The sequence below is a fragment of the Halomonas sp. 11-S5 genome, from assembly GCF_029889825.1.
GTDB lineage: Bacteria > Pseudomonadota > Gammaproteobacteria > Pseudomonadales > Halomonadaceae > Halomonas.
In genome coordinates this window covers 123533-149050 of record NZ_JARANW010000007.1, presented here as the reverse complement: position 1 = coordinate 149050, position 25518 = coordinate 123533, and the positions used below count along the sequence as shown (strand labels likewise).

Sequence of the window (25518 nt, the reverse complement as noted above, 5' to 3'; positions counted from 1 at the left end):
TCGTCAACCGGGATAGTCCCGCAGCAGGTCGCGACCACAGGCGCGGATGAAGTCCAGGGCCCGAGCATGCTTCCAGTCCTCGCGATAGACCAGCCCGAAACTGAAGTCGATCTCGGGGGTGAAAGGCAGCATCACCACCCCATCTCGCTGGGAGAGCTGGTCGGTTGCGGTGATCGGGTTCATCACGCTGATACCGACGCCATTGGCCACCAACGCGGTGATAGCCCCGATATTGGCCTCGGTCTTGCCGGCGATATGGATGCCGTGAGTGGTGGCCAGGTTGAGCAGCGGGTCGGCGCCGACATTGGGCTGGTTGCTGATCACCAGATACTGGTCCTTGAGATCGCCGATGGTCACCGCTACGCGGGTCCCCAGGGGATGGCCCTTGGGGACCAGACAACGGGCCTGGGTGGTCAGCCACTCCTCTACCCGCAGCACGCGCGAGGTGACCGGCAGCGTCACGAAGCCGATGTCGGCATGGCCAGACTCCACCTCCCGGAGCACGTCATGACTCGACATCATGTCGAAACTGATGCTGAACCCGCGGTTATCCTCGAGCAGGGCGGCCACCAGACGCGGCACGAAACCGAAGGCCAGGCCGGGGATCGCGGCAATCCGCAGCCGCGAGGTGCCGAATTCCTTGAGGGCCAGCACGCTGTGGCGAAGCTCATCGATATTGCCCATCAGGCGCAGGATCTCCTCATAGAGCTCCCGCGCTTCGGGGGTGGCCACCAGGCGGTTCTTCTCGCGCAGGAACAGCTCGAGCCCCAGATTCTGTTCCAGCTGGGACAGGGAGCGGCTGACCCCCGACTGAGTGATGCCCAGCGTCCTGGCCGCCTGCGAGGCGCTCCCGGCCTCGAACAAGGTCTTGAAGATCGCCAGCGCCTTGAGCGAGTGAATGTTGATGTCAGCCATGACTTAAACTCATCGTATTCGATAAAAACATCATATATTGAAATATCTTGTCGATGCTACCTAGACTGAGGTTATCCGACTTACACAACGACAACGGATCGACAAGATGACGGTTTCTCCCCTGTTCTACCAGGCCGGGCCCCCGCTGCCGGAAATCAGCCACGGGCGTGGCGTCTTCCTGTGGGACCATCATGGCAAGGAGTACCTCGATGGCTGCTCGGGCGCCATCTCCTGCAACCTCGGCCATGGCCGTGAGGACATCCGGGACGCCATGCTGGCCCAGCTTGACCGGGTCGCCTTCACCTACCGCACCCAGTTCGAGAATGCCCCGGCCGTGGCACTGGCCCATGCGCTGGTCAACATGACAGACGGCATGCTGGAGAAGGTCTTCTTCGTCTCCAGCGGCTCGGAGGCGGTGGAATCGGCCCTCAAGCTGGCCCGCCAGTACTTCGTTGCCCGAGGCGAATCCCGGCGCCGCCACTTCGTATCGCTGCGTCCCTCCTATCACGGCAGCACCCTGGGCGCGCTGGGTGTCACCGGCTACCAGCCCCTCGAGGCCCCGTTCACCGCCATCACTTCCAGCTCCATCAAGGTGCCGGGGCCGGATTTCTATCGCCAGAAGGACGGTGATCGTGACGCCCACATCCGCCGCGTCCTCGACGACACGCGCGCGGCGATCGAGGCAGCCGGCGGCGATACCCTCATCGCCATCGTGCTCGAGCCGGTGGGTGGGGCCAGCACCGGGGCGCGACTGGTCGACAAGGCCTACCTGGAAGGGATTCGTCGCTTGTGCGACGAGTTCGGCTGCCTGCTGATCTTCGATGAGGTTCTGAGTGGCGTCGGCCGAACGGGAACCTGGTTCGCCTACCAGCAGTGGGGCGTGACCCCGGACCTGCTCACCACTGCCAAGGGGCTGGGGGCCGGCTACTATCCGGTGGGGGCGCTGCTCGCCCGCGAGGATATCGTCGACACGGTCATGGCCAGCGGCGGCTTCCAGCACGGCCACACCTATGCCGGCAACCCGCTGGCCTGCGCGACCGCCCTGGCGGCCCTCCGCGCCATCCAGCGCGAGCACCTCCTGGACAACGTCGCTGCGCGGGGCCGGCAGCTGCAGCAGGGTCTGAATGTCCTGCAGGGGCGCCACCCCTGGATCGGCGACGTGCGCGGCCTTGGCCTTCTGTGGGGCGTCGAACTGGTCATGGACCCCGTGGCGAAGCTGCCCTTCCCCGCCGAGGCCAACCTCTTCGCCCGCATCACGGCCCTGGCCAAGGAGGAAGGCCTGCTGATCTACCCACGCCGGTCCCTCAACGGCCTGGCCGGCGACCACTTCCTGGTCAGTCCGCCCTTCACCATCAGCGAAAGCGAGACCGAGCTGCTGCTCGAACGACTCGGGATCGCGTTGGACCGCCTCGACAAGGAGGTCGTGTCGCCACTGCTCGTGAAGCTCGCCACTTCCACCGCCAACGGCATCACAGGCTGATACTCCATGACCCTGCTCAACCAGAAACTCACGGCAATCGAGACGGCCATCGCCACCATCCCGGATGGCGCCTCGATCATGGTCGGCGGCTTCGGCTCACCGGGCACCCCGTTCGCCCTGCTCGACGAGCTGCTGGCCCAGGGCCAGAGGCGCCTGACGCTGATCAAGAACGACGCCAATGAACCCGACATCGGCATCGGACGGCTGATCCGCGCCGGCCGCGTCGAGCGGCTGATCACCTCGCATATTGGTCTCAACCGGATTGCCATCGAGGAGATGAACCAGGGGCGGCTGGCCGTGGAGATGCACCCCCAGGGGCTGCTCGCCGAGAAGATCCGCTGTGCCGGTGCCGGCCACTACGGCTTTCTCACCGACATCGGCCTGGGCACCGAGATCGCAGGAAAGCGCCGCGAGATCGAGTGTGACGGCCAGACCTGGGCGATTGAACCGGCCATCCGCGCCGACGTCGCCCTGGTTCATGCCGACCTGGCCGATGCCTACGGCAATCTCGTCTACCGCGGCACCGCCATCAACTTCAATCCGCTGATGGCCATGGCGGCCGACAGGACCATCGCCCAGGCCTTCAAGGTCCAGGCCCCCGGCAGCCTGGTGCCGGAAGCCATCCACACCCCCTGCGCCTTCATCAACCAGGTCGTGCAAGTGGCTACCGCCAGCAGTGAACAGGGGAGGAGTGTCCATGCCGTCTGATCAGGACAGGATTCTCGCCCGCGCCGCCCGTGAGGTGGTCTCCGGCCAGATCGTCAACCTCGGCATCGGCCTGCCCACCCGGCTGTTTCATTACCTGCCCACGGAGATGGAGGTCCTGATCCACTCGGAGAACGGCGTGCTGGGCTGCCAGCCCCTGGCCCCGGGCAGCGAAGCCGACCTCGAGATGATCGACTCGGGAGGGGCCTATATCGGCACCCGGCCAGGGGCCAGCGTGTTCGACAGCGCCCTCTCCTTCGCCATGATCCGGCGCAGCCGGGTGGACATCACCTTCATGGGCGCCTTCGAGGTCGACCAGTTGGGCAACCTGGCCAACTGGAAGATTCCCGGCAAGTTCTCCCCGGGCATCGGCGGGGCCATGGAGCTGGCTCAGAAGGTCGATCGGCTGGTGGTGCTCTGCTCGCACAACGACAAGCACGGCAATCCCAAGATCCTCCGGCAATGCCGGCTACCGCTGACGGCGCCGCGCTGCGTGTCGCGGATCATCACCGACAAGGCCGTGATGGAAGTGACCGATGCCGGGCTCGAGGTGATCGATATCGCCGAGGGGCTGGAGGTGGCGGCATTGCGCGCCGCCACCGAGGCCGAACTGATCATCGACGAACAGCGACTGGGGAGATTCTGATGCTGGATGCCACCGAGAAGCGCATCGTCGCCGCCTGCGAGGCGCTCATGGACGACACCCTGGCGCTGACCCGGGACCTGGTCCGCGGCTACAGCGTGCTGGGTCAGGAACAGGACGCCCTGACCACCATGGAAGGCTGGTTCGAGCGCCTGGACCTGTCGACGGAGCGCGTCCCCCTGGATGCCCCGGACTTCGCCGACCATCCCCACCGGGCGCCGACCGAGTGGTCGAGCGCGGGCCGCTACAACCTGGTCTCGCGCCTCAACCCCGGGGCCGACCACCCCCACCTGGTGCTCAACGGGCACCTGGACGTGGTGCCCGCCGAGCCCACCGCCATGTGGACGCGGCCCCCGTGGGAGCCCTGGGAGCAAGACGGCTGGCTCTATGGCCGCGGCGCCGGCGACATGAAGGCCGGCATCGCCGCCATGGTCATGGCGGTGCAGGCCGTGCGCGAGGCCGGCGTGGCGATCGACTTCCCGCTGACGCTGCAGACGGTGATCGAGGAGGAGTGCACCGGCAACGGCGCCCTGGCCTGTCTCCACCAGGGCTACCACGGCGACTTTGTGCTGATTCCCGAGCCCTTCGGTGCCCGAATCTACAGTGGGCAGGTCGGCGTGCTGTGGTTCCGCCTGCGTATCGAGGGCGTACCGGCCCACGTGCTGGACACCCGCGCCGGCAGCAACGCCATCGAAACGCTGCAGGGCTACCTGCCGGCCTTCAAGGCACTGGAGGAGGAGATCAATGCCCTGCCCCGCCCGGCGCCGTATGACGCCCTGGATCATCCCTTCAACCTGAGCATCGGCCGGATCGAAGGCGGGAACTGGGCCTCCAGCGTGCCGGCCCATGCCGTCCTCGAGGGGCGGGTCGGCTTCCCGCCGGGCATGACCGCGGACGAGATCATGGCGCGCGTTCGCCAGGTCGTCATCGGCCGCCATGCCGAACTCGACGACGGCAGCCCGGCACCCCAGGTGGCGTTCCACGGCTTTCGCTCCGAGGGCCACCTGGTCGACCTGGAGACGCCGGAGATCCGCCTGCTGGCGCGCTGTCACGAGGATCTGGTCGGCGAGCCGCCCGCCCACTACCTCTCGACCTGCACCACCGATCTACGTGCCTTCCAGGTGTCGGGTGGCATCAACGGTACCTGCTATGGCCCGGTCGCCCAGCGCATCCATGGGGTCGACGAGTGCGTCGAGATCGATTCCATCCGCCGGGTGCTGACCACCTACGCGCTGTTCATTCATCGCTGGGCTCGCCTGGCGGACACCGGGAGGAACGACGCATGAGCGATGCCTATCTGGTCGACTATGCCCGCACTGCCTTCACCCGCGCTCACCCCCGCAAGCCAGAGGTCGACGCCTGGTCGGGACAGCGCGGCGATGCCCTGCTGGGCCTGGTCATCGATGCCCTGCTGACCCGCAGCAACCTCGAAGGTGACGCCATCGAGGATCTGAGCGTCGGCTGTGCGCTACCCGTCAAGGAGCAGTGGAGCTTCGGCGGGCGCTATCCCCAGTGGCTCTCCCGGCTGGGCCTGGGCTGTGCCTCGCGCCAGATCGACCAGCAGTGCGGTTCAAGCCTGGCGGCCCTGCGCGGCACGGTCCGCGAGGTCCAGGCCGGCACCATCCAGGCCGGGCTGGCAGGCGGCTTCGAGAACATGTCGAGAGTGCCGATGGGCCCAAGCCTGTTCCAGGAAGGCATCCTGACGGTGCCGGAGACCCTGCAGAAGGCCGAGGGACTCGACCTCGGCGTGGCCATGAACATGGGCCTGACCGCCGAACGGCTGGCCCGGGAGAGCGGCATCTCCCGGGAGGCCATGGATGCCTTCGCCCTGCGCTCCCATCAGCGGGCCGCCCAGGCCGAGCAGGCCGGATGGTTCGACGGCGAGCGGCTGGCGCTGACTAACCCGGCCGGCGAAGTCGTTGAACGCGACGCCAACATCCGCCCCGACACCACCCTCGAACGCCTGGCCGGTCTCGACCCGGCGTTCGTCGAGGGCGGCCAGGTCACCGCCGGCAACAGCTCACCGTTGACCTCCGGGGCTGGCGCGGCCCTGGTGATGAGCGAATCCGCCATGGGTCGGCACGGCCTCACACCCCTGGCCAGGGTCGTCGAGGTGGTGGACTGCGGCGTGATGCCGGAGCGTATGGGTGCCGGGGCAGCCAAGGCCATCGAGCGAGCGCTGACCGCTACCGGCCTACGAGTCGACGATATCGATGCCTGGGAGATCAACGAGGCCTTCAGCGTCGTGCCGCTCTACGCCATGGATTCGCTGGGCCTCGACCCCGAGCGCGTCAACGTCTTCGGCGGGGCGCTCGCGCTGGGCCATCCCCTGGGCGCCACCGGCATCCGGCTGGCCGGCACCCTGGCGCGCACCCTGCAGCACCGACAGGGACGCTTCGGCTGTGCCGCCGCCTGCATCGGCGGCGGCCAGGGCATCGCCCTGCTGCTCGAGCGGATGTGACAGCCACAGACAAAGCTTGCTAGTTTCAAACTGTAACGTTCATTAACGACCGGGAGGTGGCACCACCAACGACGAGAGTTCGAAGCTCCACAACACAACTTCAACAACGAGCAGGCATTGATATGAAAATCGACAAATCATCATTCTACCGTCCCTTCGTCGGCGCCCTGGCGCTGCTGGGCGCCCTTTCCGTGGTCAGCTTGCCGGCCCAGGCCCGGGATCTTGCCGAGATCCAGGACGACGTCTTCCAGGTCGCCAATTCCGGCGCCTATCCTCCCTTCAGCTTCGTGGATACGCAAGGCAACCTCGTCGGATTCGACGTGGACATCGCCGAGGCCCTGGCCGACAAGATGGGCGTCGAAGTCAACATCCAGACCTCGCCCTGGAACGGCATCGTCGCCGCCCTGGCCGGCGGTCGCTTCGATGCCTGTATCTGCAGCATGAGTGCCACCGAAGAGCGCCGAAAGGCCGTCGACTTTACCAACTCCTACTATCGCTCGGGACTCTCCATCTGGGTGCGGGAAGAGACCGATGACGTCTCGAGCATCGCTGACTTCGAAGGCAAGCGAGTGGGCTCGACACTCGGCGAGACCGGCAATCAGTGGGCTACCGAGAAAGCCGAGGGAAGGTGGCGCAACCAGACCTTCCAGGGGCTGCCCGACATGCTCAATGCCCTCACCACCGGGCGCATCGATGTCATGGTGGCCGATGACATCCCCGTCTACGTGGCACTCAACGAGAAGGACCTGCCCATCAAGCAGGTCGATGTGGGCGAGCTGCCCCGCTTCCCGGCCGCCATCGCCGTCCAGAAAGGCTCTCCGCAGCTCAAGGAGGCGCTCAACACGGCGCTGGCCGAGATCCGGACGGATGGCACCTACCAGGAGATCGTCGATAGATGGATCGGCCCGGGGGTCGAATTCAACTGATGGAATCGACACAGCAGGGCTTGCGCCCTGCTGTCCCCGCACCTTCCTGACAACACGACAACAAGATAGAAGGGATCATGGACATCAATCTGATGATCGAGATCGCGCCGCTGTTGGTGAAGGCGGCCTGGGTCACCGTCGACATTTCCGCGCGCGCCCTGTTTTTCGGTTTCTTTATCGCCTCGGCACTGGTGGCACTGCGCACCTCGCGAATCCCGCCCGTTCGCTGGCTGGCCCGCGCCTATATCAGCGTGGTGCGCGGCACGCCCTATTTCGTGCAGCTGCTGCTGATCTTCTACGGCGGGCCCGCCATCGGCCTGCGCCTGGACCCCTTCACCTGCGGTGTAGTGGTCGGCGCCTTCAACATCGGGGCCTACATGAGCGAAGCCATGCGCGGCGCCATCGAGTCAGTGGACAGTGGCCAGAACGAGGCATCGAGATCGCTGGGCTTCGGTCGCCTGGCAACCCTGCAGCACATCATCCTGCCCCAGGCGGCCCCCCTGATGATCCGCTCGGTCGGGGTGCTGGCCATCATCCTGGTCAAGAACTCCTCGCTGGTATCGATCATCTCGGTGGTCGAGCTGACCTATCAGGCCCAGCGGCTGATCGGCTCCACCTACAAGCCCCTGGAAGTCTTCACGCTCAGCGCCCTGATGTACATCGTCATCATCTATGCGGTCATGGGCATCGTGGAGTTCCTCTACCGCCGGGCCACGCGCTACACCTTCCTGTAACACTTGCCGGGCGCCTTGCCGGGCCACAACAACCAGGATAGCCCCATGGAATTCGACTTCAGTCCCGTCATTGACTACTGGCCCACCCTGCTCCAGGGCGTCGGCGTCACCCTGCTGATCGGCCTGGCAGTCGCTGTCATGTCGATAATCGGCGGCCAGATCGTGGCAGTCATCACGCTGTATACCCGCAAGATGGTGAACTGGCCGCTACGCTTCTTCATCTGGCTGTTCATGACCACACCGCTGCTGCTGCAACTGTATTTCCTTTATTTCGGGATTGGTGAGTGGATACTCATACCGGCGATCGTGGTGGGGGTTCTGGGCCTGGGCTTTCACTACATGGCCTATAACGCCGATATCTTCATCGCTACCATCAAGTCAGTCTCGAGCGGCCAGTACGAGGCATCTCGCTCGCTGGGTTTCGGCCACATCAGGACGCTCCTCTACATCATTCTTCCCCAAGCCTTCTATCGTGCCCTGCCCCAGCTGAGCAACAACATGATCATCATGGTCAAGGATATCTCGGTGCTGTCGGCCATCGGCATCGGCGAGATGGTATATGCCTCGCAGTACGCCATCAGCGTGACCTTCCGCCCCTTCGAGTTCTACATCACCATCGCCGTCATCTACTACCTGATCAATCTGATGATGGAAGCCGGCCAGACGTGGATCGAGCGTCGTGCCGCCTATCGCAGCTAACGAGGACGTCACATGACACAGACAACAGAGACCCCGATGGTCGAACTCAAGGGGATCAAGAAACGCTTCGGTGACCTGGAAGTGCTCAAGGGCATCGACCTCAGCGTAGATCGCGGCAAGATCATCTCCATCATCGGCCCATCAGGCTCGGGCAAGAGCACCCTGCTGCGCTCTGTCAACAACCTGGAAGTGATCGACGAGGGCAGCATCATGCTGGATGGCGTTCAGGTCAATCGGCCCGACCTGAAGGGCCTTGCCTACGAGAAGCACATCAACCATATCCGCCAGAACATGGGCATGGTGTTCCAGCACTTCAATCTGTTTCCCCACCTTTCGACACTGGAAAACGTGACGTTGGCGCCCAGGAAGCTCAAGGGAATGAGCGCCAATGAGGCTCGGGAGCTGGGTATGGAGCTGCTTGAGCGCGTGGGCCTGGCGGACAAGGCACAGGCCTACCCGAGTGCGCTCTCCGGGGGCCAGAAACAGCGGGTGGCCATCGCCCGGGCGCTGGCCATGCGGCCCAAGGTCATGCTCTTCGACGAGGCCACCTCGGCGCTCGACCCCGAACTGGTCGAGGAGGTAAACCTCGTCATGAAGGGGCTGGCCGAGGAGCATATGACCATGCTGATCGTCACCCACGAGATGACCTTCGCTCGCGACGTTTCCGACTGGGCGATGTTCATGGATGGTGGCGTGGTGGTCGAGGCCAACACCCCCGATCACCTGTTCAGCCATCCCGACCAGGAACGCACCCAACACTTCCTGCGCAAGCACCTGGGGGCACAGGCTTGAGTGGAACGATGCAGACCCTCCAGCGCCTGGTGCATGCCGTCGGTGACCATACGGCGTGGGCGCATGAGGCAACTTCTGCGCCCTTGCTGTGTGTGGGTCTACTTCAAGCCCCCAGCGCCTGGCGTTCAATTTCCTGCCTCACGCCTTCATCCAGGCCCAGCGCGCCGCCCAGCTGGTCGAGCCAGGCCCGCTCCATGGGATTCTGGTCGTCGGCCACTGCCACGCTGATCAGGTACATCTCGCGGGCGGCCTGGGGCGAGTCCGCATGCCGGGCCAGCCCCTCGGCGTCCAGCGGCGCCTCGAGCTGGCGCTGCACCCAGTCGTGCAGCTCGGCATCCGCGCCCAGGTCATCGATCTGCTCACTGATCAGGGCACGCTCGCGGTCGTCGATGTGGCCATCGGCCCGCGCCGCCATGATCACCGCCTGCAGCAGCTCCATGCTGCGCTGCTCCTGCGCCTTGCCCCCCAACTGCTCAATAGCATGGCCCTCCCGGGCAGTATCGGCCTGAGCATCGCTGCGCGAGTTCTGCCAGGCCTTCCAGGCCAGCATGCCGACCCCGGCAATGGCACCATACTTGATGGCCTTGCCGCCCAGCTTGCGGCCACGCTTCGAGCCGACCAGCAGGCCCAGGGCGCCGCCGCCGAGCAGGCTCTTCACGTCGACCCCGCTGCCCTGCCCCGACTTCCGGCCGCCGCCACCGCCGAGCTGCGAGGAGAGGCTGTCGATCATCTCCTGGACATCCAGGCCGCTACCCGATTGGCCGTTGCCCTGCCGGCCACCGCCGGCCTGCTTCATGATCTGTTCGAGGATACGGCTCGCGTTCATGCTGGTTCGCTCCCGGTAACATGCTGGAAAGTGCCCGCGGGCGGCACCGCTCGTGATATGGGGAACGAGAACAGCACCTCTCGTCGCTGAGCAGTACGCCGCGCGACAGGCGTCACAGAACGGACTTCAGGGGAAGGCAAGGATCGTGCATGTCCAAACCCGATGCCTGCCTGGAACCCATCATTCTAGCGACCGGGGCGCCCTGCGGGAAGCGGTGCCCGGCGCAAGCCAGCCAGTAGCGTGTCGACCCGCTCCGGGCACTCCCAGGGTATCACCAGCTGGCCGCCGTCGAGCGCCGCCCGGGTACGCCGGGTCTTGGTGGTCTCGGAGTGAACGCTACGCATGGCGTGTCTGCTCAGCCCAGCAGCAGCGAGTCGTCGTCGACCTGCCCGCCCCGGGCGCGCTCGAAGAGCTTGAGCAGGTCCGGCACGTCGAGGCCGGCGCGCTGCTCGCCCCTGACGTCGAAAGCCACCTCGCCCTGGTCCATCATGATGGTGCGGTGCCCAACATCTAGCGCCTGACGCATGCTGTGGGTCACCATCAGGGCGGTGAGGCGCTGCTCGCGGATGATGTCGGCGGAGAGCTCCAGCACGAAACTGGCGATGCGCGGATCCAGCGCCGCAGTGTGCTCATCGAGGAGCAGGATCTCCATGGGCTGCAGCGCCGCCATCAGCAGGCTGACCGCCTGGCGCTGGCCGCCGGAGAGCAGGCCGATGCTGTCGTCGAGGCGATCCTCCAGCCCCAGCCCCAGCCTGGCCAGGTTGTCGCGCAGGCGGCGGCGCAGCGCGCCGTCCAGCGCCCGCCCCAGGCGCCGACGTCGCCCGCGGGCGAAAGCCAGGGCCATGTTCTCCTCGAGGGTGAGGGTGCCGCAGGTACCGGCCAGCGGGTCCTGGTAGACCCGCGCCACCAGGTCGGAGCGCCGGAAGGCGGGCAGGCGGGTGACATCGCGGCCGCCGATCAACACCCGTCCGGGCTGGGCGATGATCTCGCCGGCCAGCACGTTGAGCAGGGTCGACTTGCCGGCGCCGTTGCCGCCGATCACGGTGACGAACTCGCCCTCGTCGATGGTCAGGTCGATCCCCTTGAGGACATGGTTCTCCAGCGGCGTGCCGGGGTTGAAGGTGACGTGGATGTCGTGGAGCTCGATCATGCGGCGCGCCTCCTGCGTTTGAACCGCGGCAGCACCAGGGCGAAACCGACCAGCAGCGCGGTGACCAGGTTGAGGTCCTGGGCCTGCAGGCCGATGAAGTCGGCATTGAGGGCCACCGCCACCATCAGGCGATAGAGAATGGAACCGAAGATGCAGGCCAGGGTGGCCACCAGGATGGTGCGCCCGGGAATCAGCGACTGGCCGCCGATCACCGCCGCCAGCCCCACCACGATGGTACCCACGCCCATGGTCACGTCGGCGCTGCCCTGGCTCTGGGCGAACAGCGCACCGCCCAGCGCCACCAGGGCGTTGGAGAGGGCCATGCCGGCCAGCACCATCACCGAGGTGTTGATGCCGTTGCCTGAGGCCATGCGCGGGTTCTCGCCGGTGGCGCGCATCGCCAGGCCCACCTCGCTGGTGAGGAAACGGTTGAGCAGCACGGTCACCACGGCGAGCCACGCCAGGATCGCCAGCGGATAGACGATGTAGCGGCTCAGCGGCAGCGTCTCCAGCGGGGTGAAGATGGTGCTCTCGGTGAGCAGGGCGATGTTGGGCCGCCCCATCACCCGCAGGTTGATGGAGTAGAGCGCGATCATCGACAGGATCGACGCCAGCAGGTTGAGGATCTTGAGCTTCACCGCCATCCAGGCGGTGACGATGCCGGCCATGCCACCGGCGATCACGGCCAGGGCCGTGCCCACCCAGGGGTTGCCGCCGCCCACGATCCATACCGCCGCCACGGCGGCACCCAGCGGGAAGCTGCCATCGACGGTGAGGTCGGGGAAGTCGAGGACGCGGAAGGAGAGATAGACGCCGAGGGCGACAAAACCGAAGATGAGGCCAAGCTCGATGGCCCCGAGAAACGCGATAAGACTCATGAATGCTTTCCATAACGGGGAGAGTCGCCCCTCCCCGGTGACATGCCTCAGTCGAAGATCTCGACCGCCTGCTCTTCGAACTCGGCCGGGATCCCGTAGCCGATCTGATCGGCGGCGCCGCGGTTGAGGATCAGCTCCAGCTTCTCCACGGTGCCCACCGGCAGATCGCCGGCCTTCTCGCCGCCCAGGATGCGGGCCATCATCGCGCCGGTCTGGCGGCCCATGTCGTAGTAGCTGAAGCCCAGGGAGGCCAGGGCGCCGCGCTCCACCGAGGAGTTGTCGCCGGTGAACACCGGGATGTCGGCGTCGTAACTCACCTTGAGCACGCTCTCCAGGGCGGAGACCACAGTGTTGTCCACCGGCACATAGATGGCGTCCACGCGACCGGCCAGGCTGCGCGCCGCGCCCATCACCTCGGAGGTCCGCGAGGCGGTCACCTCGACCAGCTCGAAGCCGAACTCGGGGGCCATCGCCTGGAGCTTCTCGACCTGGGAGACGGAGTTGGCCTCGCCGGGGTTATAGAGGATGCCGAGACGCTCGGCCTCCGGGAACATGTCGCGGATCAGCTGCAGCTGCGCCTGCAACGGCGGCGCGTCGACCACGCCGGTGATATGGCCGCCGGGCGCGTCCATGTCGTTCACCAGCTTGGCCAGCAGCGGGTCGGTGACCGCGGTGAAGACGATGGGAGTGTCATCCTGCAGCGCAGCGGCCGCGGCCTGGGCCGAGGGTGTGCTGATCGCTAGCACCAGGTCGGGGCGGTCGCCGGCGAACTTGCGGGCGATCTGTGCGGCGATGGTGGGATTGCCCTGGGCGTTCTGGAAGTCGATCTCGAGATTCTCCCCCTCGACATAACCGCGCTCGGCCAGCTCGTCCAGCGCCCCTTGGCGACTGGCGTCCAGCGCCGGGTGCTCGACGATCTGGGTGATGCCCAGGTTGACGGTCTCGGCCTGAGCCATCCCGGCCATCAGCATGGAGCACAGTACCGCGGAGAGGATTGGACGCCGCATCATGGTGTTCCCTCTTTTTGTGGAGTTGAAAAACCGAGCCTGCACCTTAGCGCGCTTCCCCAGCGCGGCCAATAGGAGCATACAACGAACGTCCGTTTCCTGGGCCTTCGCCGCCCCCTCGTCGCGGGACGGCAGGCAACGCATCGACCGACGCGCCATGAGCAGATGGAACGGATGATACCGAGCTGGAATAGCCACTGACGGGTTCGAATGTCACAAGGAGGAGGGGTTGCCAGGCCTGGGGCACCGGAGCACGCTCTCGACGAAGCCGTTAGCGAGAAGCGCCCTTGAATCGATGACACGTCCAGAAATGGAGGCGGCCCCGACAGCCACATCCCGGCACACGCGTCCACCACTACCGTTGCTCCCTTCCGGGCCTGGCGGGGTTTGCGGTCTAGCGTTGCGGGAGGACCGACGGGGCCACCACAGCAGGATGCCGAAGCATCGCTCGCTCGATGTCGATTCGTGCCGTCATCGAGCGGGGCGCACTATATCAATGCCCGGCCCCGGCCACAAGGGCAGAAGCGTTCAGTCCGGTCGGGCGACGCCACAAGAATGAGGAAATCGCTTTGCTCGTGTATGGTAAAAGAACCATTGACGTCCAATGCTCATCACGGAGGCGCACCATGAAGAAGGATCCGAACAAGGGCTATATCGCCCTGCTGGGCTGGAGCCTGAACGCCATCGAAGCCGCCGAGAACTTCGACCGACGCTATGTCGTGGTCGCCCCTGACTGGGCGGAGGAATACTGCCAGAAGCACGACATCCCCTATGTGCCCTGGAACTTCGAGCGCCTGAACGACCGCTCGATGGAGATCGCCCACACCCTGCAGGAGATGGGTGTCGACGTGGCGATACCGCTGTTCGAGGAGACCGTGGAGTGGGCCGGCGCCGTCAACTCGGTGCTGCTCGACCATCCGCGCCTCTATGGCCAGTCGCTGCTGCTGCGCGACAAGGCGCTGATGAAGCGTCGCGCGCAGCTCGGCGGCATCCGCGTGGGCATCTTCGAGGAGGCCCACGACAAGGAGGACGTCGTGCGCTTCCTCAAGCGGGTCAACCAGACCCTGCTCAAGCTCGATGGCGACCCCAACGACCCCATCCACCTCAAGGCGTTCGACAAGGCCGGCTGCCTGGGCCACCGGGTGATCCGCACCCCGGACGAGGTCGATACCATCCCCGACGAGGAGTTCCCGGTGCTGATGGAGTCGCACCTCGACGGCTGGGAATTCGCCGTGGAGGCCTGGATCCATAACGGCAAGATCGTCTTCCTCAATATCTCCGAATACGTGACCCTGGGTTACTCGGTGTTCGTGCCGGCCTCGCCGGAGCTCGAGAAGTACCGCCCCCAGATCACCGCCCAGATCGAGAAGCTGATCAAGGCCTTCGACATCGAGTTCGGGCTGATCCATCCCGAGTACTTCGTGACCAATGACGGCGAGATGTACTTCGGTGAGGTAGCCTACCGTCCGCCGGGCTTCAAGGTCTTCGAGCTGCTCGAGCGGGTCTACGGCTTCAATGCCTACCAGGCCTCCATGCTGGTGTTCGACCCCAAGTCTACCGCCGAAGAGGTCAAGGCCTTCTTCCCGAAGGAATTGGTGGATGCCGACGGCTACGCCGGCTGCTTCGGGGTCTATCCGCGCCGCCGTGTGGTCAACAAGCTGGAGATTCCCGAAGAGGTCGAGGACGACCCCTACTTCGAGTCCCACGAGCTGACGCCGCCCACGGAAGAAACCGTCACCAAGCGGACCGCCTTCGGCACCCATTGGGGCCTGATCTACTTCAAGGGCGACGAGGCGACACGCATGAAGGAACTGCTCAAGCACATGGAAGAGCTTGATTTCTATGTCTGATACAGGCGTCATGGAAAATGTGACAGCCTGACGACAAGGAGTCGGCGTGACCACGCATCGACATATGCAAGACACCAATACGCCGCCACCGGCCAGCGACAAGCTCGCTGGCCTGCTCAAGAAACTCGATGAAGCCATCATCCTGCTGGCCGAGTCACGCGCGTTCGCCAAGCCGGGCAAGCTACCCAGGGTGCTCGATACCGCCCGGCGGGTCATGCTGCAGGAAGGCGGCTGCGAAGCCATCGAGCAGCGTGCCCGGGTCATCGAACAGGCGGGGGTCTTTCTTGGCTCCGACTGGGAGACCCCTCAATTCCTGGTGCCGTCCCTCACCACCCATGCGCTGAAGAGTGCCGACCCTAACATCGTGGTGATCGAGGCGATCAGCGAGCTACGCATCCTCGCCGTGGCCAAGGGGGAGTATCTTCATCCCCTCCTCTCCGAGGAGCAGGCCCACCATTACCTAACCCAGGTAATGGCGCTCAATCTCTGGCTGCTGTTCGGCGCACCCACCGAGGCCGAACGGGAGACCCTGGGGCGTCTGGCACAGCTTCCCCGCCACCTGTTCCACCACCTGGCCGAGCGCGTCGGCTATGAGCATGTGATCGATCGGCTGATCGCCGAAATCTGGCGGATCCTGCAGCAGCGACCGATCCAGGTGGACACGATCAAGCAGATGATCACCCAGATCGCCATCTGCCAGGCCAATCCGGAGATCGATCTGGGATCCAGCGGCCAGGGCGCCGACCGCCTGGTCAGCTCGCTGTTCGGCCCCACGCATGCGTGCCGCGAGGATCCCGGCATCGACACCTACCGCGAGCGCCTGTCGAGCATGGACAGCGGCGCCCTGCAGTACGAGGCCACCGGCTTCGCCCGGGCCATGCACGATACCAGCCTGGTCTCGCCCTACCACGCCGTGCTGCTTCGCTACCTGCTCGACCATAGTGACCACCTCCTTACCGAGGCCTTGGGGCTGTCGTCCACCGGAAGGGACTGCCTGCTCTGCTATCGCGAGCTGGTCCATGCGCTGATCCGCGGCGCGGTCTACCCGACCACGCCCCAGGCGGTCTACGGGCTGGCCCTGATACTCGAGCGCGGTATCCTCTACCAGCCTCCGGTGGCCCCGGCCATGTGGCGACAGCTGGGGCTGAGGCTGTCGGACTGGTCCGAGGCGAGGCTCAACCTGGCCTTCGGCGACAGCGCCTCGCCACGTGCCCGCCTGCTGGAAGGGGTGCTGTGCATGCTCGGGCTGCCACTGGGCGTCGGGCAGGGCAACAACCCGACCTGCCAGTCCGCCCGGGCGCTCTCCATGTGGGCCTACAACGACCCGGACTACCTGCTGCAGATGGTCACCTGGGCCGCGCGTGACGATGAGATCATCATGCACTTCGAAGGCATGCCCCTCTCCTCCATGGCCAGCCTCTCCGGGGTGGCCAAGGAGCTGCCGATGGACCTGGACCCAGTCTCGCTGCTGGTCGTACCGCACCTGGACCGCATCTATGCCGAGATGGGACGACGCTGCCTCGGGCGCGAGGGCGACCCGCACCGCTGGGTCAACCCGGAGTTCCACGGCTGGTGGTCGGGCCGCGGCTTTCGCATCAACGTCGACGTGGCCACCGGTAAGCTGCACGAACTTGACGACTTCCTGCGCCACTTCTATGCCAGCTATCACCCCTACTACAACGGCAACCAGCCGTTGATTCACCCCCAGCCGGCCGGCATTGCCGTGACCGACAGCGCGGCCCGCTTCATCGGCTGGCACGCCATCACCCTGCTGCGCGTCACGCTCGATCCCAGCGATACCATGCGGGTCTACTTCTACAACCCCAACAACGACAGCGGCCAGGACTGGGGCGATGGCATCGAGGTCAGCACCGCCGGCAACGGCGAGCGCTTCGGCGAATCCTCGCTGCCCTTCGAGCAGTTCGCCTCGCGCCTATACATCTTCCACTACGACCCGCTGGAACGTGGCGAGCTGGCCAAGATCACCCAGGAGGAAATCGACCGGGTGATCGGCTACATCCACCGCAGCTGGGGGGCCGACCGGATTCCCCCGGGCGAGCTGCAGGCCGACGAGGGGCCGTGAGGCCCCACTGACCCGCCCATGCCGCGTCTCGACCAGTTGCTCCTCTCCCAGGGCCTGGCCCGTTCCCGTACCCGCGCCCAGCGATTGATCCGCCATGGCCGGGTACGGCGGGCCGACGACGGCACGCCACTCAGCAAACCCGGCGAGAAGCTGCCCGACGATACCCGGCTGATCGTCGAGGCGGATCCCGAGGAGCGCTATGTCTCCCGGGCGGGGCTTAAGCTGGAGGCGCTGATCGAGGCGCTCGGCCTGACGCTCTCGGGCCGCCTGGTGCTCGACGTGGGCCAGTCCACCGGTGGCTTTACCGACTGTGCCCTGCGCTCTGGTGCGCGCCACGTGATCGGCGTGGAGGTCGGCCATGGCCAGCTCGACCCGTCGCTGCGCGATGATCCCCGCGTGACCTGCCTCGAGGGGCTCAACGCGCGCGCCATGGCCGGCGAGCCGCGGCTGAGGGCGGCCTTCGATGCACTGGCAGTTGCAGGCCCCGACCTGGCCGTGATGGATGTCTCCTTCATCTCCCAGACGCTGATCTTGCACGAGCTCGCCGCCCTCCTGCCGGCAGGCGGCGAGCTGCTGAGCCTGGTCAAGCCGCAGTTCGAGCTGGGGCCGGGCGGCGTCAACGCGCGTGGCCTGGTAAGTGACCCGGGGCGCTACGCCGAGGTAGAGGCACGCGTGCGTGACAGCTGCGAGGGGCTCGGTCTCGAGGTGGTTCACTGGCAGCAAAGCCCGCTTCTCGGCGGTGACGGCAACCGGGAATTCCTGCTCCACGCCGTGAGGCGCTGACGGCCCCTTCGCGCAGCCCCGTTCGTACCCACGGCTTAACGACCGGCGTCGTCCCCACCGCCATCGAAATTCCCCGGATCGCCGCGGGTCCCGGGTGGCGGATGCTCGGGGGGAATCACCGGGCCGGCGGCAACGCGCTGAACCCGGTTCGCCTCGCCGCCGGCACGGTGCAGCCAGACATCGAGCTGATTGAAGGCGATGTCAAGGCCGTATTCGGCGAACAACTCGCCGACCCGGCAGTTGATCTCGTCGGTGGCGAAGAGCCGGTCGCCGAGGCTGTTGACGAAGATGCGCAGCTCAAAGTCCAGGGTGCTCTCGCCGTAGCTCATGAAGAAGACCTGGGGCTCGGGATCCGCCAGGACCCGCGGGTTCTCGTCGGCGGCCTCCCTCAGCAGGCGATGCACCAGGCGATGATCCGAGCCATAGGCGACCCCATAGCTGAGCACGACCCGCGTGACCGTGTCGGAGAGCGACCAGTTGATCAACTGGTCGGTGATGAAGGTCTTGTTGGGGATGATGATCTCCTTGCGGTCGAAATCGATCACCGTGGTGGCACGGATGCGGATCTTGCTCACCGTGCCGGTGAGGTTGCCCAGGGTAATGGTGTCGCCGATGCGCACCGGCCGCTCGAAGAGGATGATCAGCCCGGAGACGAAGTTGGCGAAGATCTCCTGGAGCCCGAACCCCAGGCCCACGCCCAGCGCCGCCACCAGCCATTGCAGCTTGCTCCAGGAAACCCCCAGGGTCCCCAGAGCTGACACCACTCCCACACCGACGATAGCGTAGGCGAGCAACGAGCTGATGGCATAGGCGCTGCCCTGCTTGAGCTCCAGGCGGGAGAGCACGCTGACCTCGAGCAGGCCCGGCAGGTTGCGCGCCATCATCAGGGTCAGCACTACCACCAGCAGGGCGGTGATGATGTCGGCCACTGAAACCATGCTCGCCACCGCCTCGGCCGTCTGGCCCTCCCCCGGCTCGATCAGGGTGACCTGCTCCAGGTAGCTGAAGACGGTGAGCAGGTCGGACCACACCAGATAGAGCACGAAGAAGAAACCGATCAGCAGGATCAGCGTTGAAAGACGCAGCGACTGCTGGTTGACCTGCTGCATGTCCAGGGGCGGCTCCTCGACCACCTCCAGGCTCCCCTCTGCACCCTCCTGAGCCTGGGCTCGACGCCGCGCCAGGGCCCGGCGATAGGCCAGGCGGCGGGCCGCCACGGCCAGGCCACGGATCACCGTGGCTTCCACAAGGATCCACAGCCCCAGCAGGTAGAGGGTGATCACGAAGCGCCCCAGCAGGCTGAGTGCGGTGTATTCGAAGCCGTAGACGATCAACCCGACCAGCACCAGCGGCACCAGCGCGATGACAAGCCCCAGCCCGAGCCGGAGCAGCTTCACACCGAAGAAGGGCACATGGGCCAGGATCAGCTTGGTCAGCACCAGGCTCATGGCCAGCAGGCCGCTGAGCAGCAGGCCCAGGGCCAGCGGCCGCTGGTTGAGCTCGATGCCTGCATCGCGGGCCAGGGGGCCGATCAGCAGCACCGGCACCAGCGCCACCCCCAGCCACAGCAGCCACCAGCGCAGGGCCGCCGCATAGCCGGGAGGCCAGTAGAAGTGTCGAGTCGCCACCCCGCCCTGGAACAGCAGGTTGCGCGCCCAGCCAATCACGGCCCAGGCTAGGGCCAGGTGGAGCAGGGCGAGCCCAAGGCCTCTGGCCACTCCCTCGGTGCCCATCAGCAGCGCCAGGCCGACAGCCAGCACGCATAGCGGGCCGGGCAGAGCAAGCAGGGCATTGAGGGCCACCGCCTGGGGGGTATGCTCCTGGGAGTCACGCTTGAGATGACCGACCTCCTGATGCAGGCGTGCCAGGCGCGCGCGGATTCGCCGTCGACCAACGACCAGCCCCAGCGCCACCAGCAGTACCGGCAGGCCGAGCAGGGCTCGGGCATCCGGTAGCCGCCAGTTCATCGGCAGTGCCGCGCGCCACTCCCCCTCGCGCCATTCCTTGGCGAGGTTCTCCGGCAGGTTGCCCAGCCAGACCAGCCCCAGGGGACGGCTGTTGGGGATCCAGAACAGCTGCTCGTCGATGGTGGCACGCAGCTCCTGACTGGTGGCCAGCAGCTGCTGTTGATTGAGCTGGAGATCGATGGCCGCGCCGAGCATCTCGCCATAGGCCTGTTCCAGCTGGTCGACCAGCTCGCGACGCGCCTGGTAGAGCGCGAGCAGGGAATCGACCAGCGCCGGGGAGGCCTCGGCGTCGGCCTCCTCGATCCGCTGGCGCGCCAGCTGCTCGCCCTCACGCAGCTGGTCACGCCGCCGGCCGAGCTCGAACTGCTTGAGGCGAAGATCGGCGATCTCGTCCTGCAGGCCGCGCCGTTCCTCCACCCGGGGCAACGTCTGGCGCTGCTCGCGCAGGATGCGCGCCAGCAGTATGCTTCCGCGAATGGCGTCGATCTGTTCGTTGAGGCTGCGCTGCAACTGGCGTACCCGGTCGAACTGGCGACGCACCTCGACGCCTTCCCGGACCAGGCGACTGGCCCGGTCGGTGGCGCGCAGCAGCTCCAGACTCATGGTGCGGTTGATCTCCCGGGCCTTGCGTACCACGGGATGTCCGATGACGCCCGGTCCCTCGTCGCTGACCGCCTCGGCGATGGCCTGCTCGGACTCCTCACGACGGCGCCGGTCGATGATGCTCTGGAGCATGGCCAGCCGAGCCTCCTGGCTGGCCACCTGACGCTCGAGAAGGTCGCGATGCTCCTGGTCCAGCTCTCGCAAGCGGGTGTTGGTGGCCAATTCACGCTGATGGAGCTGCAGGGTCTGCTCGGCCAGCTCGCGTTCGATCCGCAGCTGCCAGCGCCTCGGATCATCCTCGGCGACCTGGCTGGCATTCAACTCCTCCAGCCGACGCCGACTCTCCTCGGCCCGCTGCATCGCCTCGCCAATGGCCTGCTGGGCCCGCTCCGGCAGGGTCTGAGCACTCAGCAGCCGGGTCGAGACCTCGGCAAGACGATCCTGGAAGGTCGACAGGGCTTCCTCGGCCTCCTGGCGGCGCGCCTCCAGCGCCTCGAGGGAGAGAGCGTCCAGCTCGTCGAAGGTCTGCTCCTGGTCCGCCTGTTCCATCTGGCGAAGCTCCCGCTGCAGACGCTCGATCTCCTGGGGCGCCTCCTGGACGCGCGTCTCGAGACGGGTCAGCTCTTCCCCAACCGCCGCCAGCCGCTGAATGGCCTCGAGGGCCGCATTCAGTGCCTCGATGTCACGCTGCGCGCCCTCACCGGCGGTCTCGCCTTCGGCCGGCTGGCGCTCCTCCAGGCGGGCCTCGATCTCCTCACGCGAAGGCAGCTCCCGGGGCGTCTCTTCCTGCGGTGCGTCGACCTGGGCCAACGTGGGGGTGGCGATCGCCTGCCACCCCAACCAGCACAGCAGCACGAGCATCGAGACGCGCCGGAAGACAACTTTTCGGTGGCAGTGATGTCGAACGGCGTTCAATGGGCGGCCTCGGTTATAATGAACCCGATCCTGATTCTCGACCCGCCGGGCCGGCATGGCAATGGTGCCCTGTCGCCCGGGGGCACAGTTGACTTGCCGCACTGGCGTGATAGAAACAGCCTTTTGACCTTGTACCAGGTGCCTGACCATGATGTCTGCCCGATTTCCCCTGCTCGCTGCCATCCTGATGATGGCGGGCCTGAACGCAACCGCCCTGGCCGCCGAGCCGATGAGCGAGGCCGAGCGAAAGGCCATCGAGGCCCGTATCGCCACCCTGCAGGAGGAGATGGGGGAATTGCGTCGGCAACTGGCCGATGGCAAGAACACCCAGGCCGCCGCCCTCATCGAGAAGGATGCCGACCAGGAGCTCGAGGAATCGGTGGACGAGCGACGCCAGCTCGAACGCGAATCGGCACGCAACCCCTTCGCCATTACCACCCACCGGCGTAACTACTGGTTCCCGTTGAGCTACAACGCCAGCCCGAACAATGAGGTCTTCCGCGACATCAGCGACCCCAGCTCGCCTGACCGGGCGGAGATGAAATTCCAGTTCAGTGCCAAATTCAACCTGGTGGAGGACCTGTTCGGCGACTACGGCGGCGACCTGAACTTCGCCTACACCCAGCGCAGCTGGTGGCAGGCCTTCAACGCAGATGCCTCCTCGCCCTTTCGCGAGACCAACTACGAGCCGGAAGTCTTCATCGACTTCGAGAACCGCATGTCACTGCTGGGCTGGACCAACATCAACAACCGCCTGGCATTCAACCATCAGTCCAACGGCCGCTCCGCCCCGCTGTCACGCAGCTGGAACCGGCTGATCCTCGAGTCCACCTTCGTCAAGGATGACTGGGCCCTGACCCTGGCGCCCCACTGGCGCGTCCCGGAGTCGGAGGCGCAAGACGACAATCCCGATATCCACAAGTACCTCGGCTACGGCGACGTTACCCTGGCCCACCGGCTCAATGGCGACAACGAACTCAGCCTGATGCTGCGTGGCAACCCCAGCGACGGCAACATGGGCACCCAGATGGACTACTCCTGGCCCCTGTTCAGCAGCATCCGCGGCCATGTACAGTATTATTACGGCTACGGGGAAAGCCTGATCGACTACGACCAGCGCAGCCACCGCTTGAGCCTGGGGTTCAGCCTCAACCCGCTGTTTTCCGCCAGCAGCCTTGAGCGCCAACCCTGACCCGGATCAAGGTCAGATGCATTGAAGTCGCCCCGCCGGCTGCTATGCTAGGCCTGTCATTCACCGTCAGAGGAAGACCCCGATGGCCAATAGAACTCCCCGTACCAGCGAATCCACCCAGCAGCTCAAGGAAGATCTGCACCACCTCACCCAGACCATCGAGGAGCTGGTCAACGCCACCGCCGATGACTCCCGCGGCAACATCAAGGAGCTGCGCGAGCGCGCCGAGAAGCGCATAAAGGATACCCGCGAGCGTCTCGAGAGCCGCGGAGAGCGCCTCTACGGCGAAGCCCGCGACAATGTCACCCAGCAGGCCGAGACCTGTGACCGCTATGTCCACGACAATCCCTGGACCAGCATCGGCATCGGCGCTGGCGTCGGGGTGGTCGTCGGCATGCTCATCGGGCGGCGCTGATGTCGGCGAGCCAAGGACCGGCTCAACGCTTGTTCGCTGCCGGCAAGCGACTGCTCGGCAGCCTGCTCGCCATCGGCGAGACACGCCTGCGCCTCGCCGTGCTCGAGCTCGAGGAGGAACGCGCCCGGCTGATGGGCCTGCTGATGCTGGCCGGTCTGAGCCTGATCCTGCTGATGCTGGGCATTGGCGTGCTCACCACGCTTGTTATCGTTGCCTTCTGGGAGACCCACCGCCTGGCGGCCATCGGGGTAAGCGCTCTGGTGCTGCTGGGCAGCGGGGGCTTGCTCGCCCTTAGGGTGATACAGCTGGCACGTCGCCGCACCTTGCTGGCCGGCACCCTGCGCCACTTGGCCAGTGACCGCGAGCTGGTGGAGGCCTCTCGTGAATCGCGCTGACCGCCGGGCCCGCAAGGCCGAGCTCGAACACGCCATCGAGCAGCAACGCATTGACCTGCTGGTAGCGGCCAGCCGCTGGCAGTCGGCAAGCCGTTCCATCGACCGGGGCTGGCACACATTGGTGCGCTTCAGGGCGCCGCTGCTGGCCGTGGGCGCGATGCTGCTCTACCGCGGCGTGCGACGCCCCGGCGGCGTTGTGCGCCTGGCGGGCCGCCTGACCACCGGGGCACTGCTGGTCAAGAGGGCCCGCCGACTGCTGCACTGACCCGCTGGTCCCTGGTCCACCGTTCGACGACACGGCTCCGCTGCTCACCTGCCGTGTCCCTCACCGCCCGCAGGAGCCCTGCCATGTCCCTCGCCATCACCCTGCATGTCCTGGCTGCCGTGATCTGGGTCGGCGGCATGTTCTTCGCCTGGATGATCCTGCGGCCGGTGGCCGGGGAACTGCTGGAACCTCCCCAGCGCCTGACCCTCTGGTACCGCGCTTTCCAGCGCTTCTTTCCATGGGTCTGGGCCGCCGTGGTGGTGCTGCTGGCGACGGGGCTATGGATGCTCTTCGGGGTCTTCGGTGGCATGGGCAGCGCCGGCGTCCATGTCCACCTGATGCTGGTGTCGGGGCTGGCGATGATGGCGATCTTCCTGCACATCTGGTTCGCCCCCTATCCGCGCCTGGGTCGGGCCGTGGCCGGCGAGAACTGGTCCGCGGGCGGCCAGCAACTGGGGCAGATCCGCCGGCTGATCGGCATCAACCTAATCCTGGGCCTGGCCACCGTGGCCATCGCTTCCGGTGGGCGCCTCCTCTGATCGCGGGCGGCCTGATGGCAAACTCACCGCCTCGGCCGCGCCCCGCATTCGCTGGTGACGAGGGAGGCTATAGCGAATTACCGCAGGCCACCCCCGAGGCCCAAGCCCACTGGAAGTTGTGGCCACCGAGCTCGCCGGTGACGTCAAGCACCTCGCCAATGAAGCGCAGCTGGGGCAGTTCCTTGACCGAAAAGTCCTGCGACGAAATCGCTGAGGTATCCACGCCCCCCATCGTCACCTCGGCGGTCCGCCAGCCCTCCGTGCCGGCGGGCTTGACCCGCCAGGCGTGGAGGACCTCGGCCCAGGCCTGAAAGCGAGCGTTACCATACTCGGCGAGCACCCGGTCGTCGTCATGCCACTCGACCAGCGCCTGAGCCAGGCGCTTCGGCAGATGCTCCCCCAGCCAGGTGGAAAGCCGCCGCTTGGGCGTCTCGCGCCGGGCGCGGCACAGCGCCTCGAAGGCATCGAACCCCGGCAACAGGTCGATGGACAGGGTGTCCCCGGGCTGCCAGACACTGGAGATCTGCAGCATGGCAGGCCCCGAGAGCCCGCGATGGGTGAAGAGCAGCGGCTCGCGGTAGGTTTTCCCGCGGCAAGTCGCCGCCACCTCGCAGCTGACCCCGGCCAGTGCCTCGGCCCGCGCCTTCCACTGCGAGGTCAGGGTGAAGGGCACCAGGGCGGCCCGGGTCTCGGTGACCGCCAGTCCGAACTGGCGGGCGATGTCATAGCCGAAGCCACTGGCCCCCATGGTGGGGATCGACAGCCCCCCGGTCGCCACCACCAGGGCCCCGCAGTCGATGGGCCCCAGCGAGGTCGCCAGCCGCATGCCCTCCCCGCGCCGTTCGACGCCCTCGACGGCGGTCTTCAGGCGCACATCGACACCGGCCCAGTCGCATTCGGTGAGCAGCACCCGGAGAATCTCCTTCGAGGAGTCGGCGCAGAACAGCTGCCCCGGGGTCTTTTCCACGTACGCCACGCCGTGGCGATCCACCAGTTCGACGAAATGCTCGGGGCGGTAGCGCTTGAGCGCCGAAATGCAGAAAGAGGGATTCTCGGAATAGAAGTTCGCCGGCCCCGAGGCCAGGTGGGTGAAGTTGCAGCGCCCCCCGCCGGACATCAGGATCTTCTTGCCCGCCTTGTTGGCATGGTCGACCACCAGCACCCGCCGTCCGGCGTAGCCGGCGGTCAGCGCACACATCAGCCCGGCGGCACCGGCGCCGATCACTACCACATCGTATGTCACGACCTTGCTCTCCCGCGGGGAATCGATCCAGGCCGCGCATTCTAGCAGTCCG

At 66.1% G+C, this 25518-nt stretch carries 25 protein-coding genes and 1 other RNA gene; 17 read left to right on the top strand and 9 right to left on the bottom strand.

The window, feature by feature from the left end; translation table 11 throughout:
- Positions 1 to 3: 3 nt before the first annotated feature.
- On the bottom strand, positions 4 to 915 hold the full coding sequence (locus OP497_RS07925; protein ID WP_280547654.1) for a LysR family transcriptional regulator: 912 nt from the start codon (positions 913 to 915) through the stop codon (positions 4 to 6).
- A 106-nt stretch (positions 916 to 1021) separates the two neighbouring features.
- Between OP497_RS07925 and OP497_RS07920 the strand changes: the two genes are divergently transcribed.
- The 9 genes from OP497_RS07920 to OP497_RS07880 all read left to right on the top strand — a co-directional run bounded on the left by OP497_RS07920 (position 1022) and on the right by OP497_RS07880 (position 9355).
- Entirely contained in the window at positions 1022 to 2395 is a 1374-nt protein-coding gene (locus OP497_RS07920; protein ID WP_280547653.1) for an aspartate aminotransferase family protein, read from the top strand.
- Between the two features lie 6 nt (positions 2396 to 2401).
- On the top strand, positions 2402 to 3103 hold the full coding sequence (locus tag OP497_RS07915) for a CoA transferase subunit A (protein ID WP_280547652.1): 702 nt from the start codon (positions 2402 to 2404) through the stop codon (positions 3101 to 3103).
- Complete coding sequence (locus OP497_RS07910) at positions 3093 to 3746, top strand: 3-oxoacid CoA-transferase subunit B (protein WP_280547651.1); 654 nt, start codon at positions 3093 to 3095, stop codon at positions 3744 to 3746. The genes OP497_RS07915 and OP497_RS07910 overlap by 11 nt, the downstream gene beginning before the upstream one ends.
- Entirely contained in the window at positions 3746 to 5029 is a 1284-nt protein-coding gene (locus OP497_RS07905; protein ID WP_280547650.1) for an ArgE/DapE family deacylase, read from the top strand. Before OP497_RS07910 ends, OP497_RS07905 begins: the two co-directional genes overlap by 1 nt.
- Entirely contained in the window at positions 5026 to 6204 is a 1179-nt protein-coding gene (locus OP497_RS07900; RefSeq protein WP_280547649.1) for an acetyl-CoA C-acyltransferase, read from the top strand. Before OP497_RS07905 ends, OP497_RS07900 begins: the two co-directional genes overlap by 4 nt.
- Before the next feature lie 122 nt (positions 6205 to 6326).
- Complete coding sequence (locus OP497_RS07895; protein WP_280547648.1) at positions 6327 to 7130, top strand: transporter substrate-binding domain-containing protein; 804 nt, start codon at positions 6327 to 6329, stop codon at positions 7128 to 7130.
- 77 nt (positions 7131 to 7207) lie between these two features.
- A complete protein-coding gene (locus OP497_RS07890; protein ID WP_280547647.1) occupies positions 7208 to 7864 on the top strand; it encodes an amino acid ABC transporter permease in 657 nt (218 codons plus the stop codon).
- Positions 7865 to 7909: 45 nt separating this feature from the next.
- A complete protein-coding gene (locus OP497_RS07885; RefSeq protein WP_280547646.1) occupies positions 7910 to 8563 on the top strand; it encodes an amino acid ABC transporter permease in 654 nt (217 codons plus the stop codon).
- A gap of 36 nt (positions 8564 to 8599) precedes the next feature.
- Complete coding sequence (locus OP497_RS07880) at positions 8600 to 9355, top strand: amino acid ABC transporter ATP-binding protein (protein ID WP_280547670.1); 756 nt, start codon at positions 8600 to 8602, stop codon at positions 9353 to 9355.
- Between the two features lie 103 nt (positions 9356 to 9458).
- Here the strand turns inward: OP497_RS07880 and OP497_RS07875 are convergent, their stop codons facing one another.
- The 6 genes from OP497_RS07875 to ffs all read right to left on the bottom strand — a co-directional run bounded on the left by OP497_RS07875 (position 9459) and on the right by ffs (position 13633).
- On the bottom strand, positions 9459 to 10181 hold the full coding sequence (locus OP497_RS07875) for a tellurite resistance TerB family protein (protein ID WP_280547645.1): 723 nt from the start codon (positions 10179 to 10181) through the stop codon (positions 9459 to 9461).
- A 185-nt stretch (positions 10182 to 10366) separates the two neighbouring features.
- On the bottom strand, positions 10367 to 10525 hold the full coding sequence (locus OP497_RS07870; protein WP_280547644.1) for a hypothetical protein: 159 nt from the start codon (positions 10523 to 10525) through the stop codon (positions 10367 to 10369).
- A gap of 11 nt (positions 10526 to 10536) precedes the next feature.
- Positions 10537 to 11331, bottom strand: a complete 795-nt coding sequence (locus OP497_RS07865; protein ID WP_280547643.1) for an ATP-binding cassette domain-containing protein — start codon at positions 11329 to 11331, stop codon at positions 10537 to 10539.
- Positions 11328 to 12209, bottom strand: coding sequence for an ABC transporter permease (locus OP497_RS07860; protein WP_280547642.1), 882 nt, complete (start codon positions 12207 to 12209; stop codon positions 11328 to 11330). Before OP497_RS07860 ends, OP497_RS07865 begins: the two co-directional genes overlap by 4 nt.
- Before the next feature lie 47 nt (positions 12210 to 12256).
- Positions 12257 to 13219, bottom strand: coding sequence for an ABC transporter substrate-binding protein (locus tag OP497_RS07855; RefSeq protein WP_280547641.1), 963 nt, complete (start codon positions 13217 to 13219; stop codon positions 12257 to 12259).
- 317 nt (positions 13220 to 13536) lie between these two features.
- Positions 13537 to 13633: signal recognition particle sRNA small type (gene ffs, locus OP497_RS07850), an RNA gene on the bottom strand.
- Positions 13634 to 13842: 209 nt separating this feature from the next.
- Here ffs and OP497_RS07845 point away from each other — a divergent pair.
- From OP497_RS07845 to OP497_RS07835, 3 genes are all read left to right on the top strand, one after another.
- Complete coding sequence (locus OP497_RS07845; RefSeq protein ID WP_280547640.1) at positions 13843 to 15066, top strand: ATP-grasp domain-containing protein; 1224 nt, start codon at positions 13843 to 13845, stop codon at positions 15064 to 15066.
- Between the two features lie 64 nt (positions 15067 to 15130).
- Positions 15131 to 17149 carry a hypothetical protein gene (locus OP497_RS07840; RefSeq protein WP_280547669.1) on the top strand — a complete coding sequence of 673 codons (2019 nt, stop codon included), beginning with the start codon at positions 15131 to 15133 and terminating at the stop codon, positions 17147 to 17149.
- A gap of 18 nt (positions 17150 to 17167) precedes the next feature.
- Positions 17168 to 17932 (top strand): TlyA family RNA methyltransferase, encoded by a 765-nt coding sequence (locus OP497_RS07835; protein ID WP_280547639.1) that lies wholly within the window; start codon positions 17168 to 17170, stop codon positions 17930 to 17932.
- A gap of 35 nt (positions 17933 to 17967) precedes the next feature.
- On the opposite strand, the gene mscK is transcribed toward OP497_RS07835, so the two are convergent.
- The gene (mscK, locus tag OP497_RS07830) at positions 17968 to 21363 is read right to left on the bottom strand and encodes a mechanosensitive channel MscK (RefSeq protein ID WP_280547638.1); all 3396 of its coding nucleotides are present in this window, start codon (positions 21361 to 21363) and stop codon (positions 17968 to 17970) included.
- Between the two features lie 205 nt (positions 21364 to 21568).
- Between mscK and OP497_RS07825 the strand changes: the two genes are divergently transcribed.
- The 5 genes from OP497_RS07825 (at position 21569) to OP497_RS07805 (ending at position 24223) form a co-directional block, all read left to right on the top strand.
- Complete coding sequence (locus OP497_RS07825) at positions 21569 to 22609, top strand: phospholipase A (RefSeq protein ID WP_280547668.1); 1041 nt, start codon at positions 21569 to 21571, stop codon at positions 22607 to 22609.
- An 82-nt stretch (positions 22610 to 22691) separates the two neighbouring features.
- A complete protein-coding gene (locus OP497_RS07820) occupies positions 22692 to 23024 on the top strand; it encodes a DUF883 family protein (RefSeq protein ID WP_280547637.1) in 333 nt (110 codons plus the stop codon).
- The gene (locus OP497_RS07815; protein ID WP_280547636.1) at positions 23024 to 23419 is read left to right on the top strand and encodes a phage holin family protein; all 396 of its coding nucleotides are present in this window, start codon (positions 23024 to 23026) and stop codon (positions 23417 to 23419) included. Before OP497_RS07820 ends, OP497_RS07815 begins: the two co-directional genes overlap by 1 nt.
- The gene (locus OP497_RS07810; protein ID WP_280547635.1) at positions 23406 to 23684 is read left to right on the top strand and encodes a YqjK family protein; all 279 of its coding nucleotides are present in this window, start codon (positions 23406 to 23408) and stop codon (positions 23682 to 23684) included. Before OP497_RS07815 ends, OP497_RS07810 begins: the two co-directional genes overlap by 14 nt.
- A gap of 83 nt (positions 23685 to 23767) precedes the next feature.
- Positions 23768 to 24223, top strand: a complete 456-nt coding sequence (locus tag OP497_RS07805; protein ID WP_280547634.1) for a CopD family protein — start codon at positions 23768 to 23770, stop codon at positions 24221 to 24223.
- A 67-nt stretch (positions 24224 to 24290) separates the two neighbouring features.
- Here OP497_RS07805 and OP497_RS07800 read toward each other — a convergent pair whose 3' ends face one another.
- Positions 24291 to 25466 (bottom strand): NAD(P)/FAD-dependent oxidoreductase, encoded by a 1176-nt coding sequence (locus OP497_RS07800; protein WP_280547633.1) that lies wholly within the window; start codon positions 25464 to 25466, stop codon positions 24291 to 24293.
- Positions 25467 to 25518 lie beyond the last annotated feature (52 nt).